This window comes from Rhodococcus globerulus NBRC 14531 (assembly GCF_001894805.1).
GTDB lineage: Bacteria > Actinomycetota > Actinomycetes > Mycobacteriales > Mycobacteriaceae > Rhodococcus_F > Rhodococcus_F globerula.
The window spans coordinates 66,485-83,546 of record NZ_BCWX01000010.1; the positions used below are offsets into that span (position 1 = coordinate 66,485).

Sequence of the window (17,062 nt, forward strand, 5' to 3'; positions counted from 1 at the left end):
ATGACTATCGACCAAATGCTCGACGACGCTCGCGCACAGATCGATCGTATGTACGTCTTCTCGCTCACCGAAGCCTTTCATCGCGGGGCGATCTTCGTCGACATTCGCCCGCAGGCGCAGCGCGCCATCGAGGGAACTCTTCCCGGCGCACTCGCGATCGAGCGGAACGTTCTCGAGTGGCGACTCGACCCCACCAGCAGCGCACACCTCGCGTTGGCCACCGACCACGACGTCGAGTGGGTGATCGTCTGCTCCGAGGGCTACACCTCCAGTCTGGCCGCTGCGTCGTTGCAGCAACTCGGCCTGCGTAACGCCACCGATCTGGTTGGCGGGTACAAGGCGATCAAGGCTGCGGGCTTGCTCGGTGCGCTCAGCGGAGTGCGTCATTGCACCCGTGAGTTGGCGGCGGTTTCCGCCCACTGAGGCGGCCGGCGGGTTTGCCGGAACGCTTTCGGGCTCACCCCGTGATGTCGTGTGAAGGCGGTTGTGAGGGCAAAGGGGCTCGAGTAACCCACTTCTCGCGCGATCGACGACACTGTTCGTGCCGGGTCTGCGAGTAGATCCGCCGCCACCGACAAGCGCCACTCGGTCAGATAGCCGACGGGTCCGATCCCCATGAGACCGGTGAACCGGCGCGCGAAGGCCGCTCGCGAACAGCCGGCCTCCTGGGCCAAAGTCGCGACCGTCCAGGGGTGTTCCGGCCGATTGTGTATGAGCCGCAAGGCATGCCCGATGATGGGATCCTCGTAGGCCTTGATCCATCGCGGTGATCGATCCGGGTTCGCCGCGAACCAGGTACGGACCGCCGAGATCAGAACCAGGTCGAGGAGCCTGTCCAACAACACTTCCTGTCCTGGCCCGTCCGCGGCGATTTGTTGTTCCAGAAGCGTCGTCATCGGCGTGGTTTCCATGCTGCGACGGACTACCGCGACGGGTGTCAGGCTGTCGAGAATCTGCCCGCTGACGTAAGAGTCCAAACGGTATGTGCCCGTGAGCATGACGGTCTGGCCGCTGGTCGAGTTGCCCCACGTGCGAACGCCGAGAACCGACATGTCCTCGAGTGGTGATCCGTCGACTGCGGCGCAGTTCTGTGCCTCGTCGATGAGTACGTGGATCGGGGTGCTTAGGTTATCGGCGACCGTATAGGGATCGGGGCCGCGCAGGAGTGCAATGTCGCCGGCCTCGAGGTTCTCGGTCTGTCCGGTGTCCGAGACGACGACTGCGGTGCCGCGAACCAGAATCAGCACGGTGACGGGCGCGTGGTCCTCGATACGTAATGACCAGGGCGGATCGAGCAGCGAGCGCAGCAGAAAAGCGCCCTCCGCCCGCGATCCGGCGAGCATCATCGACAATGCATCCATGATTGGACGGTAGACGCTGGCGTATGTTTTTGCGACCTTCGGCTATGGATCGTATTGCCGTCGCGGGGTCGAATGAGTTCATGACTACAACAAGCGACATTCAATCGGCAGTGGTGATCGGTGGTACCGGCAAGACCGGTGCGCGCGTTGCGCAGAGGCTTACGGCGGTGGGAATCCGTACCCGAATCGCGTCGAGAACATCCGGGACGCTTTTCGACTGGAACGATCAGACGACGTGGCAGCCCGCAGTGTCCGGCGTCGAAGTGGCATACGTGACGTATGCGCCGGATCTGGCTGTTCCGGGATCGAGCACACACATCGAGGAGTTTGCGAATCTCGCGGATCGCGAAGGGGTCAGGCGAATGGTGCTCCTGTCCGGGCGCGGTGAACCTGCGGCGCAGAAAGCCGAGCAGGTTCTGGCCGACAGCGGTCTGGAATGGGCTGTGGTGCGGGCCAGTTGGTTTGCCCAGAACTTCAGTGAGGGGTATCTACTTGATCCGATTCGGGAAGGTCACCTGGAACTTCCGGTAGGCGAGGTGGGGGAGCCGTTCATCGACGTCGACGATCTCGCCGATGTGGCGGTGGCCGGATTGACTCGAACCGACCTCCTCGGCCGAGCTCTCGAGGTGACGGGTCCGGAGTTGCTCACCTTCGCGGAGGCCGTTGAGGCGATTTCGGCGGCGTCGGGGCGTGCGGTGTCATTCGAAACGATTGGACTGCAACAGTTTTCCGACGGCATGGCAGAAGTTGGCGTCCCGAGTGATGTCGTCGAGTTGCTCACGTACCTGTTTGCCGAGGTTCTCGACGGACGAAATCAAAGTGTGACCGGCGTCGTCGAAGAGGTCCTGAAACGACCCGCTCGAGATTTCACCACTTTTGCCGCCGAGGCTGCTCGAACGGGGGTCTGGTCGTGAAGAAATCCGAGATCTTTCTGGAGTTGCTGGTCGGCGTGACTGCGTTCGGTGCACTGGTCGCCGGCGGTGCGCTGTTCGCATTCTCCGCCTTCGTGATGCCGGCCCTGCGCTCGGTGGATGCACATACCGCGATTACGTCGATGCAGGCGTTCAACGTGGAAGCACCGCGGAGTGCCTTGATGCTGCCCCTCGTCGGATCGGCGCTCACCGCGATCGCCGCCGGAATCTGGGCATCGATCTCGAGACCGGACGGTTGGGTGCTCGCTGTTGTCGGTTGCGTCGGGGTGCTCGCGTCCTTCGCGGTGACAGCGATCTACCACGTTCCACGCAACGACGCTTTTGCCTCGGTCAGCGGTACCGACGCAGGCGCATGGTCGTCATACGAGGCCGGTTGGACGATATGGAATCACGTCAGGGTTGGGCTGTACCTCCTGTCGGGAATCGTGCTCGCGGTGGCCGCGGTGCTACCAGCAACAAACGCGGTGGACACGGCCCAGTAGTCTTGTACCCCGTGAGTGATGTAGAAGCCCAGCCAGTCGACGACACCCCCGAGCAGCTCCGTATCCGGCGCGAGAAGCGTGAACGGATCCTGGCGCAGGGGCAGGAGGCGTACCCGGTCTCGGTTGATCGCACGCATACTTTGGCGCAGATCCGTGCCGAGTTCCCGGAACTCGAAGCTGACACCGCTACCGGCGTGATTGTCGGCGTCGTCGGCCGCGTCATCTTCATGCGCAACACCGGCAAGCTGTGCTTCGCGACTTTGCAGGAGGGCGACGGTACCCAGCTGCAGGCCATGATCAGCCTCGCCGGCGTCGGCGAAGAGGCACTGGCCGCCTGGAAGTCCGACGTCGATCTCGGCGACTTCGTCTTCATCCACGGTGAGGTCATCAGCTCCCGTCGGGGTGAGCTCAGCGTGATGGCCGACGCCTGGCAGATCGCGTCCAAGGCGCTGCGTCCCCTGCCGGTCGCTCACAAGGAAATGAGTGAAGAGTCCCGTGTGCGTCAGCGCTACGCGGACCTGATCGTTCGGCCCGAGGCTCGGGACAACGCCCGCAAGCGTGTCGCTGTTGTCCGTGCGCTGCGTAATGCGCTCGAGAGCCGCGGCTTCCTCGAGGTCGAGACGCCGATGCTGCAGACGCTGCACGGCGGCGCCGCAGCTCGCCCGTTCGTCACGCACTCCAACGCCCTCGACATCGACCTGTACCTGCGTATCGCGCCGGAACTGTTCCTCAAGCGTTGCGTCGTCGGCGGTATCGAGAAGGTCTTCGAGATCAACCGCAACTTCCGCAACGAGGGCGTCGACTCCACTCACTCGCCCGAGTTCGCGATGCTCGAGACGTACGAGGCCTACGGCACGTACGACGATTCCGCGAAGATGATTCGTGAGCTCGTCCAGGAAGTTGCGCAGGAAGCATTCGGCACGCAGGTCCTCACCCTCGCCGACGGTTCCGAGTACGACGTCAGTGGCGAGTGGCAGGTTCTCGAGATGTACCCGTCGCTGTCGGCTGCCATCGGCACCGAGGTCACGCCGGATACGACGGTCGACGAGCTTCTCGCCTTGGCGGAGAAGGTCGGCCTCGAGGTTCCCAAGGACAAGGGTTACGGCCACGGCAAGCTTGTCGAGGAGCTGTGGGAGCACCAGTGCGGCGATCAGCTGTACGTGCCGACGTTCGTGCGGGACTTCCCGGTCGAGACGTCGCCCCTGACTCGTGATCACCGCAGTAAGAAGGGTGTCACCGAGAAGTGGGACCTCTACATTCGCGGATTCGAGCTGGCGACAGGCTACTCCGAGCTGGTCGACCCGGTCATCCAGCGTGAGCGTTTTGTCGATCAGGCGCGCCTCGCGTCGGCCGGCGATGACGAAGCAATGGTGCTGGACGAGGAATTCCTTGCCGCCATGGAGCAGGGCATGCCGCCCACCACGGGAACCGGCATGGGTATCGATCGACTACTGATGGCGCTCACCGGCCTCGGAATCCGCGAGACGATCCTGTTCCCGATCGTGCGTCCTTCTGCTCGCTAGATTTTCCTGAAAAGGGTTCGACCGCACACTGTTGTGGTCGAACCCTTTTTCTGTTCCCCGACGGATTCGGGCCCGCCAGTTCAACGAACTGTTGCGTCCGTGGTCTCCGACTTTCGGATCGTCGAGATGATCTGGTCGATCGCTGCCTTGTCGAGGGACTCGGGGTGACCCTGATCTGACTGGATCAGGAAGATCATCACTTCCGCCGTGGCGTATCCAGGTGTGGCGACGATGTCGAATGTTGCTGATGACGGGTCGCATTCGTTGTCTGGGGGGATGTTGGTGGCGGTTACGGTGTATCGGACAGCGGGGCGTCCGGAAATGGTGAAGTGAGTTGGTTCTCTGTAGGCGATGGTGGCGTGGGTGCCCTGCTTGTCGGAAAAAATGAGATCGGCTTTGTGGACCCATTCTTGTGCGACGGTGTCGATGTCGACGCCGTTGCGACCGGTTGTCCCCAAGTGCGCCAAAGATAATGGTGTCCTCAGTGGTGGTCCACCCGGCGACTGAGCCTGAGTTATTTCGCCAATCGGGTGGAATGTCATAGGTGAGACCGAATTTGGTGGCGATAGGCTGAGGTTGGCCGGGTTCCACATCGATCTTCGGTGGTGGCCGATCCAGAGGGTTGAATCAGCACATTGTGGGCGCGTTTTCCGAAAAGCGATTGATAACGCGTTCTAGTTTGTTAGCGTCTGCACGGTTTGTATCTGCCGTCAGAGGAGTCGATCGTGCGCAGAACTGGGATTTTCGGGGGAGTTGTACTCGCGGCGGCGATCCTCGTCGGGATGGGGTCGACGGCGTCGGCGCAGGCACCGTTGCCCGTTCCCAGTGCGTTTCTTGCCGGCGTTCCCCAGGAGTTGGGGAATCCTGGTGGTTCGGCTCCCGGATCCAACGACTTTTCGTGTAAGTCGACTGCTGAACATCCGAATCCTGTTGTGCTCGTGCATGGTACGGCCGGCAACAGGGCGACCAACTGGGCTACCTATTCGCCATTGCTCGCCAATGAGGGTTACTGCGTTTTCGCGCTGACCTACGGCAATTTTCCGGAACAGCCGTGGCCGCTGTCGGCGATCGGTGGGATGCAGGAAATACCTTCCAGTGCAGCGCAATTGTCGAGTTTTGTCGATCAGGTTCTTGGTGCTACCGGAGCGTCGTCGGTAGATCTGATCGGACATTCGCAGGGCACGATCATCAACGGGTATTACGCGAAGTTCCTCGGTGGCGCCGACAAAGTGGACAACATCATCTCGGTTGCGCCGCTGTGGAAGGGAACGCTCGGAAACGAGCAGGTCAGCATCGGGCGCACCATGCGTGATCTCGGGGTGTCCGAGGCAGCGCAGGCCGGATTCCCGATCTGTAAAGCCTGCTTGAACATGGGCGCGGGATCGGAGTTCATCGAGAATCTTCGTGCCGGTGGCGTCTACGCGTCGGGTGTTCACTACACGAACATCACGACGCGATACGACGAGCTGGTTCTTCCGTACACAAATGGTCTCGAGCCTGGGCTGAACGCCACCAACATTGTTGTCCAGGACGGTTGTGAGCAAGACATCTCCGATCACCTCGCCATCGCGGCATCGCTGCGCGCTGCGACATTTGCTCTCAATGCGCTCGATCCATCGCACCCGCGACCGGTACCGTGTCATCCGGTGTGGCCCATCGTGGGTTGAGCAGAGCATGGAGGCGTGCGATGGGCATACGGGCACTAGCCTGCGCGGCGGTTGCGGCAGCAGTACTGGGGGCTGCTGCCGCGCCGGAACGTGCGTCGGCGGATACGCCGCCCGTGACTACACCGTCTGTCACTTCAACACTGCCTGTTCCGTTCGGTTTCGCCAGCGGGATTGCGCTGGAAGCGCTCGACCCCGGGGGATCAGTGCCGGGAACCAACAACTACTCGTGCACGCCTTCGGTGGCGCATCCGGATCCCGTGGTCCTCGTCCACGGAACCGCGGCAAACCGTCAGACCAATTGGGCGGTACTTGCGCCGGTTCTCGCGAACGAGGGTTATTGCGTTTTTGCACTCACGTTCGGGAACCGATCCGACCTGCCATGGCCGTTGTCGGCTGCAGGTGGCCTCGCGCCGCTGCCGGAGAGTGCACAGCAGTTGTCGGACTTCGTCGACGGAGTACTGGAGGCGACGGGTGCCTCGAAAGTCGATCTCGTCGGACATTCGCAGGGGACGACCGTCAGTGGGTACTACGCCAAGTTCTCAGGCGGTGACGACAAGGTCTCGAAGATCGTGTCGATAGCCCCGCTGTGGAACGGTTCCGACGTCGGTCCGCCGAAAGGCGTCGGCGGTCCGGATTTCGACAACGCGAGCTTTGTGTCCGAGCTGCGTGACGCCGGCGTGTACGCGGACACCGTCGAGTACTCCAATATCGTGACTCGCTACGACCAAGTAGTGGTTCCGTACACCAGCGGAATACTCGCGGCGTCGAATGCGTCCAACATCGTGGTGCAGGATGGTTGCCCGCAGGACCGGTCGGACCACATTGCCGTGGTGGCGTCACAGAGAACGGCAGCGTTGACGCTGGCGGCACTCGATCCGTCGACGACCCGTGAAATCCCGTGTGATCGAGTGCTCCCGATTATCGGCTGATCTCAGCGCCGAACTCGATATACGTACCTGTTCGCTTCAGGCGTACAGGAAGTGGGAAACGATTGCCGGAGCTGCGACGTTGTGAGATGTAAGTAAGCCGGTATCCCCTGCCAATCGGGTGGAGGAGCAGCAGGTGGACTTCGCGCCCTCTAGAGTAATAAGTGGGGTCGTGCAACCTCAGTCGATTCGTAGACGCCATGTCTGCTGACCGGCGAGGCGATCAGTCTGTAGTGCCGGAGCGAAACGCGGCGACCAGGGACGAGACATCCGGTCTCGAACCTGCACGCCGGAGAGTGTGAGGGAGAGCGATGTTCGAGAGGTTCACCGATCGCGCGCGGCGCGTTGTTGTCCTGGCTCAAGAAGAAGCCAGGATGCTCAACCACAACTACATCGGTACGGAGCACATCCTCCTCGGCCTCATTCACGAGGGCGAAGGTGTTGCCGCCAAGTCGTTGGAGTCGTTGGGTATCTCCCTCGAGGGAGTCCGCAGCCAGGTCGAGGAGATCATCGGCCAGGGCCAGCAGGCTCCGTCCGGTCACATCCCCTTCACACCGCGCGCCAAGAAAGTCCTCGAGCTGAGTCTGCGCGAAGCGCTGCAGCTCGGACACAACTACATCGGTACGGAGCACATCCTGCTCGGTCTCATCCGCGAGGGTGAGGGCGTTGCAGCCCAGGTTCTGGTCAAGCTCGGTGCCGATCTCAACCGTGTCCGCCAGCAGGTCATCCAGCTGCTGTCGGGCTACCAGGGCAAAGAGCCCACCGAAACCGGTGGCACTCGCGGAGAGGCCGGCACGCCGTCCACCTCGCTCGTGCTCGACCAGTTCGGTCGCAACCTGACGCAAGCTGCCCTCGAAGGCAAGCTGGACCCGGTCATCGGCCGCTCGAAGGAAATCGAGCGTGTCATGCAGGTTCTCTCGCGTCGTACCAAGAACAACCCGGTCCTCATCGGTGAACCCGGTGTCGGTAAGACCGCTGTTGTCGAGGGCCTGGCTCAGGCAATCGTCAACGGTGAGGTCCCCGAGACCCTCAAGGACAAGCAGCTGTACACGCTCGACCTCGGGTCGCTCGTGGCCGGCAGCCGTTACCGCGGTGACTTCGAAGAGCGCCTGAAGAAGGTTCTCAAGGAGATCAACACCCGCGGCGACATCATCCTGTTCATCGACGAGCTGCACACTCTCGTGGGTGCGGGCGCGGCTGAGGGCGCTATCGACGCGGCCTCCATCCTCAAGCCCAAGCTTGCCCGCGGTGAGCTGCAGACCATCGGTGCCACCACTCTCGACGAGTACCGCAAGTACATCGAGAAGGATGCCGCACTCGAGCGTCGTTTCCAGCCCGTTCAGGTGGGCGAGCCCACCGTCGAGCACACCATCGAGATCCTCAAGGGTCTTCGTGACCGCTACGAGGCTCACCACCGTGTGTCCATCACGGACGGTGCTCTCGTGGCAGCTGCGACGCTGGCCGACCGCTACATCAACGACCGCTTCTTGCCGGACAAGGCGATCGACCTCATCGACGAGGCGGGCGCGCGAATGCGCATCCGTCGGATGACTGCACCGCCGGACCTGCGCGAATTCGACGATCGCATCGCCGACGCGCGTCGCGAGAAGGAGTCCGCGATCGACGCGCAGGACTTCGAGAAGGCCGCGAACCTGCGTGACAAGGAAAAGACCCTCGTTGCTCAGCGCGCTGAGCGTGAGAAGCAGTGGCGTGCGGGCGACCTGGACGTCATCGCTGAGGTCGACGACGAGCAGATCGCCGAGGTTCTGGGCAACTGGACCGGCATCCCCGTCTTCAAGCTCACGGAGGAGGAGACCACTCGTCTGCTCCGTATGGAAGAGGAACTGCACAAGCGGATCATCGGCCAGGAAGAGGCAGTCAAGTCCGTCTCGAAGGCGATCCGTCGTACGCGTGCAGGTCTGAAGGATCCCAAGCGTCCCTCGGGCTCCTTCATCTTCGCCGGCCCGTCCGGTGTCGGTAAGACGGAGCTCGCGAAGTCGCTCGCCAACTTCCTGTTCGGCGACGACGACGCTCTGATCCAGATCGACATGGGCGAGTTCCACGACCGCTTCACCGCTTCGCGTCTGTTCGGTGCCCCTCCCGGGTACGTCGGATACGAAGAGGGTGGCCAGCTCACCGAGAAGGTCCGTCGCAAGCCGTTCAGCGTCGTGCTGTTCGACGAGATCGAGAAGGCACACCAGGAGATCTACAACACCCTCCTGCAGGTGCTCGAGGACGGCCGTCTCACCGACGGTCAGGGTCGTACCGTCGACTTCAAGAACACGGTGCTGATCTTCACGTCCAACCTCGGTACGTCGGATATCTCCAAGGCTGTCGGCCTGGGCTTCAGCTCGGGAACGGGCACCGGCTCGAACTACGAGCGGATGAAGCTCAAGGTGCACGATGAGCTGAAGAAGCACTTCCGCCCCGAGTTCTTGAACCGTATCGACGACATCGTCGTGTTCCATCAGCTCACGAACGAGCAGATCGTTCAGATGGTGGACCTGATGCTTGCTCGCGTCGAGAAGGCACTCAAGAACAAGGACATGGCCATGGAGGTCACCGACAAGGCCAAGTCGCTTCTGGCCAAGCGCGGATTCGATCCGGTACTGGGTGCGCGGCCGCTGCGTCGCACCATCCAGCGCGAGATCGAGGACCAGATGTCCGAGAAGATCCTCTTCGGAGAGATCGGACCGGGACACATCGTGCTCGTCGACGTCGAAGGCTGGGACGGCGAAGGCTCGGGCGAGGACGCGAAGTTCACGTTCACGCCTACGAAGAAGCCGATCGACGTGCCGGACGCACCGCCGATCGAACTGTCCAAGGCAGGCGAGAGCGAAAGCGCCGCAGAGTAAGTAGTACAGAGCTGTAAACGAAAACGGGCGGCACCCTTACCGGTGCCGCCCGTTTTGTGTATCACGGGGAGAGAGCATATTCATGAACGAGATCGAGATGGGCCATCTGCGTCGTTGTGTCGAATTGGCGCGAGAGGCATTGGACGAAGGCGACGAACCGTTTGGATCGGTACTTGCTGCCGCTGACGGGACTTTCCTCGCGGAAGATCGAAACCGAATTGCGGGAGGCGACAGCACACGACATCCGGAATTCGAGTTGGCGCGGTGGGCTGCGCAGTATCTGACGACGGAAGAGCGCTCTACGGCAACGGTATTCACCTCCGGCGAGCATTGTCCGATGTGTTCGGCTGCTCATGCCTGGGTGGGATTGGGCCGGATCGTGTACGTGTGTTCGTCTGCGCAGTTGAGTGAATGGCTTACGGAGTGGGGAGTGGCCTCGGGGCCGGTACGATCCCTCCCGATCAACGAGGTTGCGCCGAATCTTCCGGTGGAAGGGCCGGTTCCGGAGCTGGTCGATGAGGTCCGCGAACTGCACCGCATGCTGCACTCACGCGGCGCCTGACGACACGCAAACGGGCGGCACCTCTCGATCGAGATGCCGCCCGCTCTTTGACGTTCAGGACATGACGTTCAGGACACTACGTCTACAGCCCGAGCCTGTTCACGCAGTTCACCCTTGACTACCTTGCCACTTGCATTGCGCGGCAAGGCTTCCACGACGATGATGTCCTTGGGGTGCTTGTACCGTGCCAGGCGATCATTGAGGAAGGTGCTCAGCTCCTCGATGGTCAGGTCCACGGTTGAACCGGGGGTCATCGCGATGATCGCTACCGGAACCTCGCCCCACTTGGCGTCGGGACGCCCGACGACTGCGGCTTCGACTATCAATTCGTGTTCGTACAGAACGTTCTCGACCTCGGCGCAGTAGATGTTCTCACCGCCGGAGATGATCATGTCCTTCTTGCGGTCGACGACGTACACAAATCCTTCGTCGTCGACACGGACCAGGTCTCCGGAGTGAAACCACCCGCCGTGGAAGGCATCTGCGGTGGCCTGGGGGTTATTCCAGTACTCACTCATCATTGTGGGTCCGCGGTAGACAATTTCCCCGATTTCGCCGGGTGCCACGTCATCCATGTTCTCGTCGACGACGCGAGCCGAGATGGTGGGGATGACCCGGCCGACTGAACCGAGCTTACGGATGGCGTCATCGCCGTCGAGTACGCAAGTGATGGGAGACATTTCGGTTTGGCCGAAGACTGCGACGTTGAACGCATCAGGGAAGGTTTCGGCCATTGCCCGCAAGATCGTGTCCGACGACGGGGCGGCACCCCAGGAAATGTTCTTGAGCGAGAGGGCTCGAGGTTGGGCTTTCTGAACTGCACACACCGCCTGCCACTGCACGGGCACGAGGAACAAGCTGGTGACCTTCTCGGCTTCGAGGATATCGAGAAGCTGACCCGGGTCGAATGCGCCAACCGGGTGGATCACCGTGGTAGTGCCCAGTTGCAGGCTTGGGGCGATGGAACCGAGGGCAGCGATGTGGAACATCGGCGACGCACAGAAGCCGATGGAATCCTCGTTGAACAGGTGGAAGGCACGAATGCAGGTCAACGCTTGTGACGAGAGATTGGAATGCGAGAGCACGGAACCTTTGGGGCGTCCTGTGGTTCCCGAGGTGTACATGATGAGAGCCGGTGTGTCGTCCGGGATGTCGATCAATGCATGAGGTTCACCCGGTTCGCTGATCAAGTCCTCGTAGTTCAAGCTGTCGCCCTCAGCGTGTGCGCCCACCGTGATGGAGATGTCGATGCCCTCGGACGCTGCGCGGGCTGCGGCGGCCAACGGAGCCAACGGGCCCTCCGCGACAATGACTTTGGAGCCCGAGTCGTTGACAAGGTAGGCGACCTCAGGTGGGGTCAGTCGGAAGTTCACCGGGACAGCGATCGCGCCCAACGCATTGGTCGCGAGAACAATCTCGAGGTACTCGGGGCGGTTGAGCATCAGGATCAGAACGCGGTCACCAAAACTGACACCGCGCCGGGAGAGCGCGTCTGCCAGTTTTTCGACGCGCTCGTTCAGCGTGCTCCAGGTGATGGAATCGCCCTGGAATCGCAGCGCGATGCGGTCCGGGATCATCTGCGCGTGGCGGGCAACCTGATTGTTCCAGTTGGTGCGTCGCAGGCGCTGTACCTCGGACGCTGTATCGGTGGAGGGCATCTACTGTTTCCTCTCAATCACTTGAAGTGGGGTGCGCGTTTCTGAAGCATTGCGGTCGCGCCTTCGGCGAAGTCGGCTCCGACAAGAAGTTCTGCTTGACCGGTCTTTTCGAGTTCCAGAGCGGAGTCGATGCGATCGAGTGTTGCGGCGTTCAGTGCGGCTTTGGTGAGTTGGAGAGCACGACGGGGCGCTGCGCTGGTGCGCTTCGCGACGGACTCGATGTGTGCAGCGAACTGATCGTCGGGAAGGGTTTTGGAGACGAGCCCGAATTGCGCTGCATCTGTAGCGGATAGACGCTCACCCAGCAGAAGCATCTCGGCTGCACGCGCCCGGCCGATCGCTGCCGGAATCAATGCGCTGGCGCCGCCGTCGGACATCAGTCCGATGTTGACGAAAGACATGAGGAAGTAGGCACTTTCGGCAGCATAGGTCAGGTCTGCGGCGAGGGCGATGGAGACGCCTACACCTGCGGCAGGCCCGTTGACTGCGGCGATCACGGGCACGGAGGTGCTGGTGATGGCGCGAATCACGGTGTTTGCGGTGTCCATGACGATCTGGGGATCTGTCGGATTGGTTGTGATAGCTGCGAGGTCTGCTCCCGTACAGAACGCGCGGCCTGCTCCGGTGATGACGATGGTGCGCACATCCGGGTTGTCGCCGGCGTCGGTAACAGCGTCGATGAGACTTTTCATGGTCTCGAAGTCGGCTGCGTTCATGCGTTCGGGGCGGTTGAAGGTCAAACGCAGAATGCCGTTGTCGAGTTCCGTCAGGAGACCCGCTGTGGACGAGGTCATGACGAACTCGGGGAAACGGTACAACACATGCGAATCATCAGCACACAGCTTCCTTCTCACGGTTGATCTGGCGAAATGTGTTCCCTTGGCGTAGACCGTAACTCGTGCCGCAGGAGGGTCTCTTCAGTGGTGAATCTATCTGCGAGATTGTGCGAATAGCGGTTAACATAACACCTCGAGTGGCAGTGTCAAGGGTGTTCGGAGAATCCGATACGGTAGCTGTGAAACGAATGGAGGGATTCATGCCCGGACGGACACGCGTCGTCGCACGTGGCGATGAATCCACTTCGCGTACGCGGCCGAAGAATCGCAAGGCTCAGATCGCGGCGGTTGCAGCCGAGGCGTTCAGTGAGCGCGGGTACCACGCGGTGGGTATCGACGACATAGCGTCTGCCGTCGGCGTGTCCGGTCCCGCGCTGTACCGCCATTTCCCCACCAAATACGCACTGTTCGTTCACGCGGTCGAAAACTTGTCTCGGGCACTGCTCGATGCGGCCGATTCCGCGCACTGCGAGAGCGACGATCCACGGCAACAGTTGCAAGCCGTCATGGTCGCGGTCATCGGTGTCACCCTCGAGAATCGGCGTCGGGGCGGGCTCTATCGTTGGGAAGGCCGCTACCTGGAGAAGGTGGACCGCGAGAACCTGCGCCTGGAGGTGGTGGCGTTGCGCCTGCGGGTGTCAGAGCCGTTGGCTGCGGTCCGCCCGGAGCTCGGTCGTGCCGATCTCGACCTCGTCACGGCAGCGATTCTGAGTGTGATCGGTAGTGTCACGGGGCATCGATCGGCGTTGCCGCCCAAGCAGATCGAGTCCTTGATGCTCTCCGTCTGCTGGTCTGTGATCGATATGGAACTCCCGCGGCGAGTCTCGTCGGTAGCGCCTTTGCAAGGCGTCAATAAGATTCCAGGACTCGAACGTACATCGAAACGTGAAGTGCTGCTTCACGAAGCGGTGCTGCTTTTCCATGAACGTGGGTATCACGAGGTCAGCATCGAGGAAATCGGAGCCGCCGCCGGGATCACCGCATCGAGTGTGTACCGGCATTTTCCGAGCAAGGCAGATCTACTGGCCGCAGCCTTTCATCGGGCGTCCGAACAATTGACCGTCACGTTGGGCTCCGCCCTGGCAGAATCCGAGACTCCGCGCCAGGCTGTGCACACACTTGCTGAGCTGTACGTTGCCGTCTTCCTCGCTCAGAGTGAGTTGCTTGCCGTCTATTTCGCGGAAGTCGGAAATCTCCCTGCCGATGCCGGCAAGGAACTACGGAAGATTCAGCGACGCAATGTCGAGGAGTGGGCGCACCTGTGCGTCGACGCCCGGCCCGAGCTCACTGTCGCGTCGGCTCGATTTCTTGTTCACGCGGCGCTGGGACTGGTTCTCGATGTCGGCCGCGTCGTCCGATTCTCGGAAGCCGAACGCGTCGCGGCACTTCTGTCGGTGACACTTCTCGGATAGTCGCGGGTAAGTTCGAGTGGCAAGGCGTTTCACACAATCCGCAGACGGAAGTAGGGACACCCAATGCCAACTCGTACCGCACGCACTGCCTGGAACGGCACCTTGGAAGCCGGATCGGGGCAGGTGGAACTCACCAGTTCCGGAGTCGCGACATTCGACGTGTCGTTCCCCAAACGAGCAGCTGAGGAAGCCGGCGGAACCACCAGCCCAGAAGAACTGATCGCCGCGGCACATTCGTCCTGCTACGCGATGCAGTTGTCAGCGCTCATCGCCGAGGCCGGGGGAACTCCGCAGAGCCTCGACATCACGGCGGATGTCTCGTTGGGCCCTGACACGGTCGGCTTCAAGCTGACCGGAATCAAGCTCACCGTTCGCGCCGAGGTGGACGGCCTCGACGCCGACGGTTTTGCCAAGGTAGCCCAGGCCGCAAAGGAAACATGCCCGGTCAGTAAGGCTTTGACAGGCGTCGACATCACATTGGATGCAGCGCTGGACTGATCTTCTCGTGCTCGGGCGCCGTTTTCGGCGCTCGAGCACCTCTGATCACCAGGTAGCTCGCGAGCAGTATCGGGAGCACCCACAGATCCGAAGGATCGCGGACGACGAGGATCGGCAAGAGGTTTCCGCGTAATCCTGCTGCGGCCCAACGGAGAAATCCGATCACCCACTCGTACGCGTCGCCAACCGGCGCAACCATTTTCACGGCGGCAAAGCCTATTCCCGTGACTGCGATGGACCAGGCGATCGCTGCTCGCCCCACCAGGCTGCGTCTGGGCACTTCGAGAACCGAGAGCAGAAGCAGTGGAAACAGGAACACACCGGCTATGTCGGACAGCTTGCCCGTCATCGTGTTTCCGAAGGCGCCCTTGAGCACGTGGTCGTTGATCAGAATGATCGCCACCGAAACCAGGGCCCACGGACTCAGCAGCAGATCGCCCGGACGCCTCACGACAGGTTGATGGTTGCCGAGCCGGACGAGAACAGATCGCATTTGAACTGCAAACGCAGACCGGTGGCGGCTTCGGGGACCTCGTACGACAATTCACCGCGCTTGGCCGCACCCGGCGCTAGCTCTCCGTCGACGCTCGACGTGCTGCTGTCGGTGAACGTGATGTTGTATGACTTGTTTGCCGAGTCCTGCAGTTCGAAGCACATCATCGACGACACCGCGGTGGGCTTGTCACTGTTGTTGGTGACCTCGGTGTCAACCACGACGTAGCGGTTTCCGGGATCAGCGGTGATGAACTGATTGGTCGAGACGTACGGATCGACAACGCCGTGTACCTGAACGCGCCAGTCACCGAGTTCGACGACGTCACCGATACCGAAAGCGGCAGCGGGTGCGGCGGACGAACCGTTGTCGTCGACCTTCTTCGCTTCATCGGTTTCGCCTGACGCGATGGTTGCGAACAGGGCTGCGCCGACGGCGAGGACGGCGAGGGGAGTGCGGAGTGATCGCATGATGGGTGCCTTTCGAGAGCGGGTATGGCACTAGTCAACGATGTCCGGGATGCCTTTCGCGTCAGCCGAAAGATCGGGTGATCTCCTCCTTTCGGTCGTTGTTTGCGCGCGTGGTGGTCCAATCGGCTGATTCGAGGAGTCGGTGGTGGTCTATACGCTTACTCGGTGATCACCACCCGAGGAACTGCAGTGCGACGACGCGTATGGACAACCGTCGCCGTCGCATTCAGCATTTTCTGCTCGATCATGACGGCGACTATCGCCGGCTCGTCGGGAAATGTGCCACCGGTGCTGGTCGGAATCGGCTTTGTTCTCGGCGCAGCTGGTGGGATATCGCTGGTGTGGCGGCGTCAACGTCCCTGGGCGGTTCTGGCGATCACGCTGGTCGGTCCTCTGTTCTTTCCCACAGATGCGACGGCGGCGCTCATCGCTTTGTTTGCAGTTGCTCGAATCGCCCGCGGAAATCAATTGGCGGTCGCGGGCGCGGCGGTGTACGTCGCATGCGGAATCTCGTTGACCTACGACGCCTTTCGGGATCGCGAGTTTTCGGTGCTGACAATCGGAACTGCTGCGCCGAAGGACGGCACAGAGCTCGCGCAGTACGACCTGGCGCTGTGGATTCCATGGCTGGTCGCAGCCGTCATGGTCGCCGTCGTGGTGGCGCTCTCGCTTCTCGTTCGTACCAAAACCGAACTCGTCGAGGCCGAGCACGTGCGGGATCTGGCGACGGAACAGACCGATGCGATGCGCGACGAAATGATTCGCACCGAGGAACGCACCCGGATCGCCCGCGACATGCACGACACAATCGCGGCCAGCTTGAGTCGAATTTCGTTGTTTGCCGGCGGGTTGCAAGTCAGTGCTGCAGACAATCCGGAGAAGGTCGTCAATACCGCAGCCATGATCCGAACCACCGCACACGAGGCTTTGGACGAATTGAAGGGCATCGTCGGAGTGCTCAGGGGAAGTGGTGATCGTCGTGAGCACGGTGGGCACCAGGGAATCGATGCGATCGGTGATCTGGTCAACGGTGCTCGTGCGGCCGGCATTCACTGCCGTCTGGAATCGGAACTGCTTCCGGGTGACGTGGGAATGCTGGCTGGTCACGTGTGTTATCGCGTAGTGCAGGAAGCGCTCACCAATGTTCAGAAATACGCGAGCGATCAAATGCTCGTCATTTCCGTCACTGGATCACCGCATGACGGAATTCGCATTCTGGCACGTAACAAGCTCAGCGATCTGCCTCCGATGACGTCGATCGGTTCGCGTTCGGGGCTCCGCGGATTGGCCGAGCAGGCACGCGAGATCGGCGGCAAGGTCGAGGCCGGCGCGCTGGGGGAGGACTTCCTCGTCAGTTGCTGGGTGCCCTGGTTCGCATAATTTTGTC

Annotated in this window: 17 protein-coding genes; 11 read left to right on the top strand and 6 right to left on the bottom strand. The window is 61.5% G+C overall.

Annotated features, from left to right (window positions below):
- Complete coding sequence (locus tag RG2_RS29065) at positions 1-423, top strand: rhodanese-like domain-containing protein (protein WP_033236327.1); 423 nt, start codon at positions 1-3, stop codon at positions 421-423.
- Here RG2_RS29065 and RG2_RS29070 read toward each other — a convergent pair.
- Entirely contained in the window at positions 384-1,361 is a 978-nt protein-coding gene (locus RG2_RS29070) for an AraC family transcriptional regulator (RefSeq protein ID WP_051730700.1), read from the bottom strand. The genes RG2_RS29065 and RG2_RS29070 overlap by 40 nt on opposite strands.
- Positions 1,362-1,441: 80 nt before the next feature.
- Here RG2_RS29070 and RG2_RS29075 point away from each other — a divergent pair, with 80 nt between their 5' ends.
- The 3 genes from RG2_RS29075 to lysS are packed head-to-tail and all read left to right on the top strand — an operon-like array spanning position 1,442 to position 4,298.
- Positions 1,442-2,275, top strand: coding sequence for a Rossmann-fold NAD(P)-binding domain-containing protein (locus RG2_RS29075; RefSeq protein WP_033236380.1), 834 nt, complete (start codon positions 1,442-1,444; stop codon positions 2,273-2,275).
- Positions 2,272-2,775 carry an anthrone oxygenase family protein gene (locus RG2_RS29080; protein ID WP_033236328.1) on the top strand — a complete coding sequence of 168 codons (504 nt, stop codon included), beginning with the start codon at positions 2,272-2,274 and terminating at the stop codon, positions 2,773-2,775. Before RG2_RS29075 ends, RG2_RS29080 begins: the two co-directional genes overlap by 4 nt.
- Before the next feature lie 11 nt (positions 2,776-2,786).
- Positions 2,787-4,298 (top strand): lysine--tRNA ligase, encoded by a 1,512-nt coding sequence (lysS, locus tag RG2_RS29085; RefSeq protein ID WP_033236329.1) that lies wholly within the window; start codon positions 2,787-2,789, stop codon positions 4,296-4,298.
- 80 nt (positions 4,299-4,378) lie between these two features.
- Here the strand turns inward: lysS and RG2_RS31620 are convergent, their stop codons facing one another.
- Entirely contained in the window at positions 4,379-4,756 is a 378-nt protein-coding gene (locus tag RG2_RS31620) for a DUF8017 domain-containing protein (RefSeq protein WP_033236381.1), read from the bottom strand.
- A 267-nt stretch (positions 4,757-5,023) separates the two neighbouring features.
- On the opposite strand from RG2_RS31620, the gene RG2_RS29095 reads away from it, so the two are divergent.
- The 4 genes from RG2_RS29095 to RG2_RS29110 all read left to right on the top strand — a co-directional run bounded on the left by RG2_RS29095 (position 5,024) and on the right by RG2_RS29110 (position 10,308).
- Positions 5,024-5,965: an esterase/lipase family protein gene (locus RG2_RS29095; protein ID WP_033236382.1), complete on the top strand. Its 942-nt coding sequence runs from the start codon at positions 5,024-5,026 to the stop codon at positions 5,963-5,965.
- A gap of 20 nt (positions 5,966-5,985) precedes the next feature.
- Complete coding sequence (locus RG2_RS29100; RefSeq protein WP_033236330.1) at positions 5,986-6,894, top strand: esterase/lipase family protein; 909 nt, start codon at positions 5,986-5,988, stop codon at positions 6,892-6,894.
- Between the two features lie 308 nt (positions 6,895-7,202).
- The gene (locus RG2_RS29105) at positions 7,203-9,746 is read left to right on the top strand and encodes an ATP-dependent Clp protease ATP-binding subunit (protein ID WP_033236331.1); all 2,544 of its coding nucleotides are present in this window, start codon (positions 7,203-7,205) and stop codon (positions 9,744-9,746) included.
- Between the two features lie 82 nt (positions 9,747-9,828).
- Positions 9,829-10,308, top strand: a complete 480-nt coding sequence (locus RG2_RS29110; protein WP_033236332.1) for a nucleoside deaminase — start codon at positions 9,829-9,831, stop codon at positions 10,306-10,308.
- Between the two features lie 68 nt (positions 10,309-10,376).
- On the opposite strand, the gene fadD5 is transcribed toward RG2_RS29110, so the two are convergent.
- A complete protein-coding gene (gene fadD5 / locus RG2_RS29115; RefSeq protein ID WP_033236333.1) occupies positions 10,377-11,966 on the bottom strand; it encodes a fatty-acid--CoA ligase FadD5 in 1,590 nt (529 codons plus the stop codon).
- Between the two features lie 17 nt (positions 11,967-11,983).
- Entirely contained in the window at positions 11,984-12,760 is a 777-nt protein-coding gene (locus RG2_RS29120; protein ID WP_033236383.1) for an enoyl-CoA hydratase, read from the bottom strand.
- A 242-nt stretch (positions 12,761-13,002) separates the two neighbouring features.
- Here RG2_RS29120 and RG2_RS29125 point away from each other — a divergent pair, with 242 nt between their 5' ends.
- Together RG2_RS29125 and RG2_RS29130 are read left to right on the top strand one after the other, a co-directional pair.
- The gene (locus RG2_RS29125; RefSeq protein WP_033236384.1) at positions 13,003-14,214 is read left to right on the top strand and encodes a TetR/AcrR family transcriptional regulator; all 1,212 of its coding nucleotides are present in this window, start codon (positions 13,003-13,005) and stop codon (positions 14,212-14,214) included.
- A gap of 63 nt (positions 14,215-14,277) precedes the next feature.
- Positions 14,278-14,712, top strand: a complete 435-nt coding sequence (locus RG2_RS29130) for an OsmC family protein (protein ID WP_007726950.1) — start codon at positions 14,278-14,280, stop codon at positions 14,710-14,712.
- On the opposite strand, the gene RG2_RS29135 is transcribed toward RG2_RS29130, so the two are convergent.
- Together RG2_RS29135 and RG2_RS29140 are read right to left on the bottom strand one after the other, a co-directional pair.
- On the bottom strand, positions 14,687-15,163 hold the full coding sequence (locus RG2_RS29135) for a hypothetical protein (protein WP_033236334.1): 477 nt from the start codon (positions 15,161-15,163) through the stop codon (positions 14,687-14,689). The two genes, RG2_RS29130 and RG2_RS29135, sit on opposite strands and share 26 nt — an antisense overlap.
- Positions 15,160-15,675, bottom strand: a complete 516-nt coding sequence (locus tag RG2_RS29140; protein ID WP_033236335.1) for a DUF4352 domain-containing protein — start codon at positions 15,673-15,675, stop codon at positions 15,160-15,162. The genes RG2_RS29135 and RG2_RS29140 overlap by 4 nt, the downstream gene beginning before the upstream one ends.
- Before the next feature lie 165 nt (positions 15,676-15,840).
- On the opposite strand from RG2_RS29140, the gene RG2_RS29145 reads away from it, so the two are divergent.
- On the top strand, positions 15,841-17,055 hold the full coding sequence (locus RG2_RS29145) for a sensor histidine kinase (RefSeq protein WP_230590349.1): 1,215 nt from the start codon (positions 15,841-15,843) through the stop codon (positions 17,053-17,055).
- The last annotated feature ends 7 nt before the right edge of the window (positions 17,056-17,062 follow it).